9 protein-coding genes are annotated in these 11,491 nt (G+C 76.2%); 3 read left to right on the forward strand and 6 right to left on the reverse strand.

The genetic code is table 11. The features are described 5' to 3' along the window. Positions 1-292: 292 nt before the first annotated feature. Genes shc through hpnC form a run of 5 tightly spaced genes read right to left on the reverse strand, consistent with a single transcriptional unit; the run spans position 293 to position 6,459 of the window. Complete coding sequence (gene shc, locus VGP36_26005; protein HEV7658168.1) at positions 293-2,350, reverse strand: squalene--hopene cyclase; 2,058 nt, start codon at positions 2,348-2,350, stop codon at positions 293-295. After that, positions 2,347-3,384: a polyprenyl synthetase family protein gene (locus tag VGP36_26010; protein ID HEV7658169.1), complete on the reverse strand. Its 1,038-nt coding sequence runs from the start codon at positions 3,382-3,384 to the stop codon at positions 2,347-2,349. The genes shc and VGP36_26010 overlap by 4 nt, the downstream gene beginning before the upstream one ends. Then, the gene (gene hpnE / locus VGP36_26015; protein HEV7658170.1) at positions 3,381-4,718 is read right to left on the reverse strand and encodes a hydroxysqualene dehydroxylase HpnE; all 1,338 of its coding nucleotides are present in this window, start codon (positions 4,716-4,718) and stop codon (positions 3,381-3,383) included. Before hpnE ends, VGP36_26010 begins: the two co-directional genes overlap by 4 nt. After that, the gene (gene hpnD, locus VGP36_26020; GenBank protein ID HEV7658171.1) at positions 4,715-5,599 is read right to left on the reverse strand and encodes a presqualene diphosphate synthase HpnD; all 885 of its coding nucleotides are present in this window, start codon (positions 5,597-5,599) and stop codon (positions 4,715-4,717) included. The genes hpnE and hpnD overlap by 4 nt, the downstream gene beginning before the upstream one ends. Next, positions 5,596-6,459, reverse strand: a complete 864-nt coding sequence (gene hpnC / locus VGP36_26025; GenBank protein ID HEV7658172.1) for a squalene synthase HpnC — start codon at positions 6,457-6,459, stop codon at positions 5,596-5,598. The genes hpnD and hpnC overlap by 4 nt, the downstream gene beginning before the upstream one ends. 149 nt (positions 6,460-6,608) lie before the next feature. Between hpnC and VGP36_26030 the strand changes: the two genes are divergently transcribed. After that, positions 6,609-7,811: a helix-turn-helix domain-containing protein gene (locus VGP36_26030; protein ID HEV7658173.1), complete on the forward strand. Its 1,203-nt coding sequence runs from the start codon at positions 6,609-6,611 to the stop codon at positions 7,809-7,811. On the opposite strand, the gene VGP36_26035 is transcribed toward VGP36_26030, so the two are convergent. Next, on the reverse strand, positions 7,765-9,756 hold the full coding sequence (locus VGP36_26035) for a phosphatase PAP2 family protein (protein HEV7658174.1): 1,992 nt from the start codon (positions 9,754-9,756) through the stop codon (positions 7,765-7,767). The two genes, VGP36_26030 and VGP36_26035, sit on opposite strands and share 47 nt — an antisense overlap. Positions 9,757-9,864: 108 nt before the next feature. On the opposite strand from VGP36_26035, the gene VGP36_26040 reads away from it, so the two are divergent. Both VGP36_26040 and VGP36_26045 read left to right on the forward strand, forming a co-directional pair. After that, positions 9,865-10,890, forward strand: coding sequence for a DMT family transporter (locus VGP36_26040; protein ID HEV7658175.1), 1,026 nt, complete (start codon positions 9,865-9,867; stop codon positions 10,888-10,890). Further along, positions 10,868-11,491: acyl-CoA dehydrogenase (locus tag VGP36_26045; GenBank protein HEV7658176.1), on the forward strand; the 624-nt coding region annotated here is incomplete at its 3' end. The genes VGP36_26040 and VGP36_26045, both read left to right, overlap by 23 nt.

Here is an 11,491-nt window from a genome sequence, read left to right on the forward strand (position 1 = left end):
CCAGCCGAACCGGCCGAACCGGACCCAGCCGAACCAGCCGAACCGGAACCAGCCGAACCGGCCAAACCGGTGCCGACCGAGCCCCCCCGGCCGCGACCGGCGCCGGGGTCCGGTGACGGGTCGAAGAGGATGCGGTCGGCGACGACGACGTCGCCGGGCGCCAATCCCGGCACCACCGCCCCGGCGACCCCGACCAGAGCCAGCAGGCCGTCCGCCGGCACCCGCCGGGCGCGCACACCGATCCGCGTCCCGCCGACCGCCAGGGCCTCCAGGCGGAGCGGGGCGACGAGCCTCACCGGACCGCCTGCGCGTACCGGCCGAGAGCCGAGAGCGGGAAGACGAGCCGGTAGAGGTGGTAGTTGATGGAGAAGTCGCCGGGGAAGCCGGTGCCGGTGAACTGCGGCTCGTCCCAGGTCCCGTCCGGCCGCTGGGTCCGGACCAGGAACTCGATCCCGCGCTCGGCCGCTCCGGTCAGCGACCCGGCCGCGATCAGCGCCAGCAGCGCCCAGGCGGTCTGGGACGCGGTCGAGGTGCCCCGTCCGATCCAGCGCGGATCGGTGTACGAGCGCAGGTCCTCACCCCAGCCCCCGTCCGGGTTCTGGTGCTCCTCCAGCCAGCGCACGGCCTTGCGGATGACCGGCCCGTTGCCCGGGATGCCGGCCGCGACCAGGGCCGGGACCGCGGCCCCGGTGCCGTAGACGTGGTTGACCCCCCAGCGACCGAACCAGGACCCGTCCTTCTCCTGCGAGGTGAGCAGCCAGTCGATGCCGCGGTCCAGCGGCGCGCCCGGGGTGCGCGCGAGCATCTCGACCACGTGCGCGGTGACGTCCGCGGACGGCGGGTCGATCACCGCGCCGAAGTCGCAGAACGGCAGCTTGCGTACCAGCCCGCGGGTGTTGTCGGCGTCGAACGCGGCCCAGCCGCCGTCGCTGCTGGCCATTCCGACGACCCAGTCGGCGCCCCGGTCGGCGGCGGCGTGCACCGCGGCCGGGTCGGGGTGGCCGGCCGCGACCCGGCGCAGCGCCAGCACGACCTCGGCCGTGTCGTCGACGTCCGGGTAGCCGTCGTTGGCGAACTCGAAGGCCCACCCGCCCGGGGCCAGCTTCGGCCGCCGGACGGCCCAGTCGCCGCCGACGCGGACCTCCTCGGCCAGCAGCCAGTCGGTCGCGGTCAGCACGCTGGGGTCGGAGGCCGGGACGCCCGCGTCGAGCAGCGCGGTGAGCGCGAGCGCGGTGTCCCAGACCGGCGACTGGCAGGCCTCCAGCCAGCGCACCGGGCCGTCGGTGAGCTCCCGGACGGCGACGCTCTCGGCCGCCGGGGCGGCGTCCGGGTCGTCCGGCCCGGGCGGCAGCGGCGCCCACGGCGCCCCGTCGACCTTGACCATGAACGCGTCCAGCCCGGCGAACCCGGCCCGCATCTCCGGCGAGTCCATCTCGTGGCCGAGCAGCCGCAGCGCCAGCAGCGAGTAGACCCACGGCGGCTGGATGCCGCCCCAGGAGCCGTCGGCCTCCTGCCGGTCCAGGATCCAGCGCTCGGCCCGGCGCTCGGCGTACCAGCGGACGAGCCGGACCGGGTGCCGGCCGTACACGTGCAGGGCCTTGTCCAGGACCTCGAACCCGAGCTCCCAGGCCGAGCGCCGGCCGGTCCGCGGCCGGGGCTCGGTGCCGAGCTCGGAGATCCCGAACGGCACCGGGCGGACCGGTCGCCGGGCCGAGACGACCGCCAGCGGCACGATCGTCTGCCGGGCCCAGCAGGACCAGTCGTAGATGTTCAGCGGCACCCAGGGCGGGAGCAGCATGATCTCCGGCGGGATCGGCGGCACGTCGTCCCAGGACCAGAGCCCGACCAGCGACAGCCAGATCCGGGTGAAGACCCGGGTCGCGGCGACGCCGCCGGCCGACCGGCAGAACTCCGCCGCCTGCCGCATGTGCGGCGTGTCCGCGTCGTCGCCGGCGATCCGCAGCGCGACCCAGGCCTCGACGGTCGTGTTCAGGTCGCCGGGGCCGCCGGCGAAGGTGGCCCAGGTGCCGTCGCCGCGCTGCTGGGAGCGGATCCAGCGGGCGGCCGCGGCGGTGTCGCCGGGCTCGAGGATGCCGAGGACGTGCCGGAGCATGAGGTCCTCGGCGTCCATCGTCACGTTCGTCTCGAGGTCGCCCTTCCACCACCCGGCCGGGTCCTGCAAACCCTGCAGGTGCCGGACCGCCCGATCGAGGGTTTCGAAGAGGGTGTGACGGGCATCACGGGTATCCGGGACCCGTGTGCCCAGCCGCCCGAACGGCCCCTCGGCCGTCTGATGTCCCGCTCTGTCAGGCTCCCCGGGGGCCGCCGGCGGCGGCACGGTGGCCGTCATGCCGACCGTCCCAGCAGGGACCGGGCCAGCGCGACCATCTCGGCGGCCGCGGCCGGCTCCACCGGAGCCCCGGCCAGGGCCTGCTCGGCCAGCACGACCTGGCGCCGGGCCTCGGCCGCGACCCAGGCCCGGCCCCCGGCCTGCTCGACCAGGTCGGCGATCGCGCGCAGCTCGGCCAGGTCTTCCCAGTCGACCTCGGTGGCTTGCCCGGGCGGCGGGGCCGGGGTGGCCAGCCACTCCCGCAGCCGGTCGGCGGCCGGTCCCCCGGTGGCCAGCGCGGCCGCCACCGGCAGCGACTTCTTGCGGGCCCGCAGGTCGGCCAGTGCGGGCTTGCCGGTCACGGTCGGGTCGCCCCAGATCCCGAGCAGGTCGTCCTCGAGCTGGAACGCCAGCCCCACGTGGTCCCCGTACGCCTCCAGCGCCGCGACCGTCTCCGGCCCGGCCCCGGCCAGCACGGCCCCGACGGCCGCACTGGCGACGACCAGCGCGCCGGTCTTGCCGGCCGCCATCTCCTCGGCCTCGGCCACGGTGACCGAGCGGCGCCGCTCGAAGGCGAGGTCCTCGAACTGGCCGCCGATCAGTGCCCGGGTCGTCTTGGACAGCAGGTCGGCGGCGGCCGCCCCGGCCGGCGTCGGCGGGTCGAGCACGACCTCCAGCGCCAGCGACTGCAGCGCGCTGCCGGCCAGGATCGCGGCCGGGACCCCGAAGACGGCCCAGACCGTACGGCGGTGGCGGCGTTGCACGTCGCCGTCCATCACGTCGTCGTGCACGAGCGAGAAGTTGTGCAGCAGCTCGACCGCGACCGCGCCGGGCAGCCCGACCTCGGCCGGCGCGCCGGCGGCCCGGGCCGACAGCAGCGCCAGCCGGGCCCGGACGCCCTTGCCGCCGCCGGTCACGTCCGAGCCGGACGGCCGGCCGGCCGCGTCGACCCAGCCGAAGTGGTAGGCGGCGACCTTCCAGGTGTTGGGTTCCAGCCGGTCCACCGCTGCCCGCAGCGCCGGACCGACGCTCACGAGCTCGGCCACGGCGGTCACGCTGCCACCCCGGCCGGTGCGGAGGTGCCGATGAGCACGTCGGCGGCGGCGTGTCCGGATCGGACCGCGCTCTCCATCGTCGCCGGCCAGCCGGTCGCGGTCCACGCGCCGGCCAGCGCGAGCCCCGGGATCTCCGTCCTTGCCGGCGGCCGGAGCGCGGCGCTGCCGGGCGCGGCCCGGAAGGTCGCGGTCCGCTCCCGGGTCACCCAGGTGTCGAGGATCCGCGCGTTGCGGGCCCGCGGCAGCAGCCCGGCCAGCGCCGGGACGACCTCGGCGACCACGTCGGCCGCCCGCTCGTCGATCTGCCGGCCGGCCGCGGACAGCGAGACGGCGAGGTACTGGCCCTCGGTCGCGCCGCTGCCCTCGGTCCGGTCGAACGCCCACTGGACCGGGGAGCCGACGGTGGCGAAGAACTCGTGCTCGGTGACCTTCCGGTCGTACCGGACGTGCACGTTGACGATGGGGGACGCGCCCAGCCTCGCCGACCAGCCGGCCGGGGCGTGCGTACCGCCGCCGGGCATCAGGGCCTCGGCGGCCGGGGGCGGGACGGCGAGGACCACCTGGTCCACCGGGATCGAATCGGTGTCGAGCACCAACCGGAACTCCTCTCCAAGACGGTCCAGCGAGCGGACCCGGGCAGCGCACCGCACCGACACCCCGGCCGAGGACAGCGCCGTCACGGTCGCCTCGGAGTGCAGCCGGCCGAGGGGGACCCTCGACCAGCCCAGGTCGCCGCCCGACGAGTCGGTCAGCAGCCCCGTACGGAAGACCATCGCGGCCAACGCCAGCGAGGCCTGATCGGCGGGCAGGTTGAGCGTCGCCACGCCGATGAGGTCGAAGAGAGCGGCCACCGCGCGCGGGCCCTGCCCGTGCGCGGCCAGCCAGCTGCCGAACGTGACCGCGTCCGAGGCCGGGTCGGCCGGGTCGACCCGGCCCAGCGCCCGGACGGCCCGGGCCGCGCTGATCCGCTCCCGCGGCGTCAGCACCCGGTAGCCGAGCAGCGCGCGGGCCAGGTGCAACGGCGCCGGCAGCGGGTCGCGGTGCAGCCGGGCGGGCTTCCCGTCCGTCCGCAGCACCGGGATGTCCAGCCGCGGCTGCAGCGTGGTCAGCCCGGTCACGCCGAGCCGGTCCAGGAACTCCCGGTACGCCGTGCAGCAGCGCAGGAACACGTGCTGCCCGGTGTCCACGGTCAGCTCGCCCCGCCCGAACGACGAGGCCAGCCCGCCGAGCCAGGGCCGCGACTCCAGCAGCACGACGTCCCGCCCGGCGGCGGCCAGGTCCAGCGCGGCGGTGATGCCGGCCAGGCCGCCGCCGACGACCCCGACCCGGGTCACCGGGACACCCCGGCGAGCGAGCGGGCCGCGATCGCGGCCTTCTGCCAGACCGGCAGCGAGAGCCGGCCGCCGTACACGCGGGAGGGCTGCTCGGCGATCCGGTCGAGCAGGGCCGCGTAGATGCCGGCCATCGCGGCGGCGGAGGCGGCACTGCGCCGGTCCAGCAACGGGATCAGCCGCTCCCCCTCGGCGAACCAGCCCCGGGCCCGCTCGGCCGAGAACCGGATCAGCCGGGCCAGCCCGCCGTCGGGGTCGGCCAGCCGGCCGTCGGGACCGAGCCGGATCGTGACCCCGAACCGGTCCAGGTCCTCGGCCGGCACGTACACCCGGCCGTTGAGCAGGTCCTCGCGCACGTCGCGCAGGATGTTGGCCTGTTGCAGGGCGATGCCGAGCTGGTCGGCGTGGAGCGCCGCGTCCGGGTGCGACCGGGAGCCGAACACGCCCAGGCAGAGCCGCCCGACCGCGCCGGCCACACACCGGCAGTACGTCTCCAGCTCGGCGAACGTCCCGTACCGCCGGCCGGTCACGTCCATCTGGGCGCCGTCGATGAGCTCGCCGAACGCGCCCATCGGGATCGGCAGCCGACCGGCGGCGTCGGTGACCGCGACCAGCACCGGGTCGTCCACGGGCGGCGGCGCGGCGATCGCCTCCCGCAGCCGGTCCAGCGCCGCGGCCCGCTCGGCCGCCGGCAGGTCGCCGTCGGCGATGTCGTCGACGCGCCGGGCCAGCGCGTACACGGCCGAGAGGGCGTCGCGCTTGACCGTCGGCAGCAGCCGGATCCCGTACGAGAAGTTGCCCGCCTCGACCTTGGTGATCGCGGCGCAGACCTCGTACGCGTCCCGGAGCTGGGCCGGGCCCGGGGCGGGCCGGGCGCGGGTCATGCCGCCCTCCCCCGCGCGAGCACCGCCAGAGCATGCCGGGCGGTGCCGGCCTTGGAGGCGACCGGGGTGGCGACGAGCGGGTCGGCGCCGCGGCGGCGCAGCGCGTCCGCGGCGGCCAGGCCGCCGGCCACGTAGCCGGCGACCGCGACCCGGGCCCAGCCGTGCAGGGTGCCGACGATCGGCGAGCCGCCGACCAGCAGCGCCCGGGCCCGCTCGGTCTCGAACACGATCAGCTCGGCGACGGCCGCGCAGGAGGCCGGCGCGGCCAGGTCGGCCTCGGTCACCCCGAACAGGGCCAGGTCCTCCTGCGGTACGTAGATCCGGCCACCGGCCAGGTCCTCGGCCACGTCCTGCCAGTGCTCCAGCTGCTGCAGCGCGTCGCAGACCTGGTCCGAGAGCACGACCCGGGCCGGGGTGGTCGCCCCGAAGACGGCCAGCACGAGCCGGCCGATGGGGGCCGCGGACAGCGCGCAATAACCCCGCAACTGCCCGTACGTCCCGTACCGGGTCAGCCGCTGGTCCTGCACGTTGGCTTCGACGAGCGCGGCGAAGTCACGATGCTGCAGACCGCAGGCCCGTACGGACGGAAGCAGGCCGACCAGCACCGGGTCGGAGGGACGGCCGGTGGTCCAGACCGTGGCCAGGTCCGCGCCGAACGCCTCCAGCGCCGCGGTCCGGTCCGCCGGCGACCCGGCGTCGTCGCCGAGGTTGTCGATCACGCGCACCACGTCGTAGATCGCGCGCAGGTGGACGCGGACGGCGGCCGGGAGGACACGCATCGCGACGGGAAAGTTCTCGGCCGACTCCTGCCGGCGCAGCCGGACCGTACGCGTACCCGGGTGGGCTCGACCCTCAACCACCCGCTCCGCCTCCACGTCTCATGACACTCCTCATCGGTGCCGATCTTCTCTACTCCACCGGGACCAGGGTGGACCACTGTCTTTGCGCCTCCGTGACAAATTCCGCGGCATCGGGCATAACTTCGGCAGTGCCGCGCATTCCGCCGTTCGTGGGAGATCGCCTGGAACCGACCCTGCACCCCGGTCAGCTCGGTGCCGCGCTCGCGGCCGGGCTGCCCGACGCGCTGGACGAGATCGCCATCCTGTTCCGGGACAAATGGCCGGCCTTCGCCCGGTTCCTGGACGAGGACCGGGCCGAGGTGCTCGGCGCGATCGAGGGGCCCACGATCGAGCTGGTGGCCCGGGCCGAGAGCGGGGTCGCCGCCGACCAGCTGGCCGAGCTGCCCACGCTGGTCACGCTGCTGTTCACCGAGGTCGGCGCCGCGCAGTGCCGGGAGGGGCGGCACCTGTCCGACCTGCTCGCCGCGTACCGGGTCGCGGCCCGGGTCGGCTGGCGGCACCTGGGCCGGATCGCGACCGCCTCCGGCGCCTCCGCGCAGACCCTGGCTTCGCTCGCCGACGAGATGTTCGTGCTGGTCGACGCGCTGGCCTCGGCCACCGCGGACGGGTACGTGGCCGAGCACGCCGAGCAGGCCAGCAGCCGGGAACGGCAGCGCGAGGAGCTGGCCGAGCTGCTGCTGGCCGACCGGGCCAGCTCGGCCGCGATCCGGGCCGGGGCCGCCCGCTGCGGCTGGCGGCTGCCCGGCACGGCCGCGCTGGTGCTGGTCGACGCGGACGACCCGGGGGCCGCGGCCGTCCCCCGCCGGCTCGGCCCGGACAGCCTGCCGGTGCGCTGGGGCAGCCTGCTGGGCGCGATCGTCCCGGACGCGGCCGGCCCCGGGCAGCGCGACCGGATCATCGCCGCGCTGGAGGACGTGCGGGCCGTGGTCAGTCCGGCGGTGCCGCTGGACAAGCTGCCGGCCGCGGGCCGGATCACCGAGACCGCCGTACGGCTGCGGCGCTCGGGCGTGCTGGTCGGCGACCCTTTGTTCGTCGATGAGCATCTGGACACGATCATCGTGCACCGCGACCGGGACCTGCTCGCGGTGCTGCGGCGACGCAGCCTGACTCCGTTGGACGGGCGCCCGGCCGGGGCCCGGCGCCGGCTGGAGGAGACGCTGGCGGCCTGGCTGCGGCACGGCGGCGACGGTGGCGCCGTCGCGGCCGAGCTGCACATCCACCCCCAGACCGTCCGCTACCGCCTCAAGCAGCTGCGCGAGGCGTTCGGGCCGGCGCTGGACGACGACCCCGACACCCGGCTGCGGCTCACCCTGGCACTGGCCTGGGGCCCTCCTCGCGAGGACCCGAGCTGACCCCGTCCTCCCCACCCGTCCAGTAGGACGGGGACCGGTCGGCCGCCGCGGCGAACTCGGCCCGCAGGGCGGCGCCGATCGTCGCGGCCGGCGCCAGCGCCGGGTCCACCTCGATCCCGACGCAGAGCTTCCCGTTCCAGGTCAGCGTGCCGACCGCGACCGCGGTCCCGGGCGCGAGCGGGACCAGCGGGAAGACCGCCTCGATCGGCGGTCCGCCGAGCGAGAGCCGGGCCCGCGGCCCGGGCATGCAGGACACGATCGCGCCGAACGTGCCCCGCCCGTAGACGGCCTTGGCGATCAGGCGGTGCAGCGGCGCCGGCAGCAGGCCGAGCACCTTCTGCACGGCCCGGGCCGCGGCCGGGCGGCCGCTCGCGGACAGCGCCGCGATCTGCTCGGCCAGCTCGGCCGGGGCCGGCCGGGTGCCCGGCGCGACCGGGACGTCGATCAGGATCGTGCCGGTCCGGTTGCCCTCGGCGGGGCCACCGGCCTGGCGGGTGGTCAGCGGCATCGAGACCCGCAGCAGCCCGGTCCGCTCCGAGACCGTGCCGAGCGCGCCGGCCAGCATCGACAGCAGCAGGTCCGGTACGCCGGCCCGCTGCCGCCGGGCCGCCGCCCGCACCTGGGCCAGCGGCAGCACCACGGTCGCGAACTCGTGCCCGCCGCCGGCGGGCAGCCGCAGCCGGCCCCGGCCGCGGACCGTGTCGGCGGCCAGCCCGGCCACCCCGGCCACGGTCCGCAGCGTCCCGGGCGGGGCGGCGACCGGACCGAGCAGCCCGTGGCTCTCGAAACGCGGCTTGAGGATCGACAACGCGCCGGTGACCAGCCCGACGCCGTCGGCGCAGACGTGGTGCGCGAGCAGGATCGCCACCCCGCGGCCGTCCGGCAGCGCGGCCCCGACCATCCGCCAGAGCGGGCGGTCGCGGGGCAGCCGCATCGCCGCCAGCCGGCCGATCAGCGCGTCCAGCTCCATGCCCTCGAAGCCGAGCGTGCGGGAGTCGACCACGTGCCAGGACCAGTCCAGGTCGTCCACCGGCTGCCAGCGCCACTTGTGCAGCACCGAGCGGCGGGTGAGCTTCTGGTCGAAGCGCGGCAGCTCCGGCAGCGCCTCCCGCAGCACGTCCTGCAGCGCGGTCATCGACGGCGGCGCCTGCAGGTGCACCGCGCCGCCGACCACCTGGGGCGCGTCCAGCGTCTCGACGTGCAGGAAGAACGCGTCCGCGGGCGGCACCAGCCGGGCCCCCGGCACCGGCCGGCCGACCACGGCGACGCAGAGCGCGGCCAGCCCGAGGCCGGCCACCGCGTCCAGCACGTAGTGGTTACCGGTGGCCACGATGACCACGAACGTGAGCAGCACGTGCGCCGCGCTGATCAGCTGCAGCCACCAGTGGTGACCGAGCCAGGCGAGCACCGCGCTGACCCACACCGCCCAGGCGAAGTGCAGCGACGGCATCGCCGCGAGCTGGTTGGCCTGGTCGCCGACGGGTGATCCCCACGACCCCCAAGTCTGGCCCAGCCGGACGGTGTCCACGAACCCCTGGTCCGGCACCAGCCGCGGCGGCGCCGTCGGCCAGAACCCGAAGCAGCTGATCGCGATGACGTTGAGCAGCACGAACGAGTTGCGGGCCGGGCGGTAGTGGTCCGGCCGCCGGACCAGCAGGTAGATCAGCATCGCCAGCGCGCTGATCACGTACGTCGTGGCGTACTCGTAGTTGGCCAGCATGACCAGCGTGCGGTGCGGGTGCAGGGCGGCGTTGAACCAGGGCTCGACGTCGATCCAGAGGTCGCGCTCCAGGCCGTACACGATCCCGGCGTGGTCGACGGCGGCCGCGTACCGGCCCGGTCCACCCAGGTGGGAGACGACCAGGTAGTAGGCGAAGACGGCAAGGCCGATACCCAGCTCGGCCCGTCCTCGGGGCCGGGCTTGCGCGCCCCGGCTCGTCCCCATCAGTTCTGCTTACTACGGCGGACCCGAAAACCTTCCCGAGCGGCCGCGAAACGCCGTGTGACGTACCCGGCACGACACGACTCGGGATTACTGAGGACAATCCTGGGTGTGCTGGCGATCGTCATCCTCCTCGCGCTGATCGCCGCGTTCCTGTACGCGCTGTCCGAGTACCTCCAGCAGCGGGCCGCGTGGCGCAGCGCGACCCCGGCCGACACCGACTCGGACGACGACCGGGCGGCGCGCCTGCTGGCCGAGGCCGGGGCGGCCGGCCGGGCGCTGCGCCGGATGGCCAAGGAGCGGGTCTGGTTCTTCGGCTGGGGCCTCGGCACGCTGGCGTTCTTCGTCCAGGCCGCCGCGCTGAACCTCGGGTCCGTCTCGGTGGTCCAGTCGCTGCAGGTGACCACGTTGATCTTCACGCTGCCGCTGGCCGGGATCGGGCAGACGATCCGGCCGCGGGCCCGGGACTGGATCGGCGCCGGCACGATCGCGGTCGGGCTGGCGGTCTTCCTGGCCGTGCGCGGGGTGGAGCCAGGCGCGTCCCAGGCCCACCGGGGCCGGCTGCTGCTCCTGCTGTTCGCGCTGGCCGGGACCGTGCTCGTGCTGGCCGCGGCGGGCGCGCTGCGGTCCGGGCCGATCCGGGCGACGCTGTTCGCGAGCGCGGCCGGGGTGTCCCTGGCGGCGACCGCGAGCATGGTCAAGCTCACCTCCGACGACCTGGTCAAGCACGGCATCGCCTACACCGCCACCGACTGGCCCGGGTACGCGCTGGCGCTCGGCACCGCGGTCGGCGTGATCCTGCAGCAGGTCGCGTTCACCTCGGGTCGGCTCCCCGTCGCGGCGACCGCCATGACCATCGCGAATCCCGTCGTCGGGACCGCGCTGGCGGTGATCGGCTTCAACGAGGGGCTGCCGACCAGCGCCGGCGGACTGGCCGGGCTGGCGGTCGGCGCCGCGCTGGTCTGCGCCGGGGTGTACGTGCTGGCCCACTCGCCGCTGCTGGCCGAGCCGCTGCCCGACCCGGGCGAGCTCGCCGGTGGCGAGTCCGACGGCGCGTCCGACGGCGCTGATCCGCCGAGCGGCGAGGGCCGCCCGGGCGACATAGGGTCCGCCCGTGACCGGAGACTGGCGCACTGAGCTGCCGCTGACCCGGTCCACCGCCGGGACGGTGCTGCGGGCGGTGCACGCGGCCGGGGAGCTCGACCTGCCCCTCCCGGGCTCCGGCCGCACGCTCGCGCGGTGGACCGCGCTGGCCGAGCTGGCCGCCGCCGACCTCAGCCTCGGCCGGCTGGCCGAGGCCCACGCCGACGCGGTCGCGATCCTGGCCGAGCTGGGCGGGCCGCCCGCGGTCGGGCTCTGGGGCGTCTGGGCCGCGGAGCCGCCGACCGCCCGGGTGGTCGCCGGGCGGTCCGGGTCCGGCTGGCGGCTGTCCGGCACGAAGGCCTGGTGCTCCGGGGCCGAGATCCTGGACCGGGCCCTGGTCACCGCGCACGCCGGCGACGAGCGGCGGCTGTTCGCCCTCGACGTGGCCGCGATCGTCCCGGACCCGGCCAGCTGGCCGGCGGTCGGCCTGGCCGCGACCGGAACCGTCACGATCACCCTGGACGCGGTGCCGGGCATCGCGGTCGGCGGCCCGGGGGCGTACCTGGACCGGCCCGGCTTCTGGCACGGCGCCGCCGGCCTGGCCGCGGCCTGGTACGGCGGCGCGCTCGGCGCCGCCCGGCTGCTGCTGGCCGCG

The organism is Mycobacteriales bacterium (genome assembly GCA_035995165.1).
GTDB lineage: Bacteria > Actinomycetota > Actinomycetes > Mycobacteriales > CADCTP01 > CADCTP01.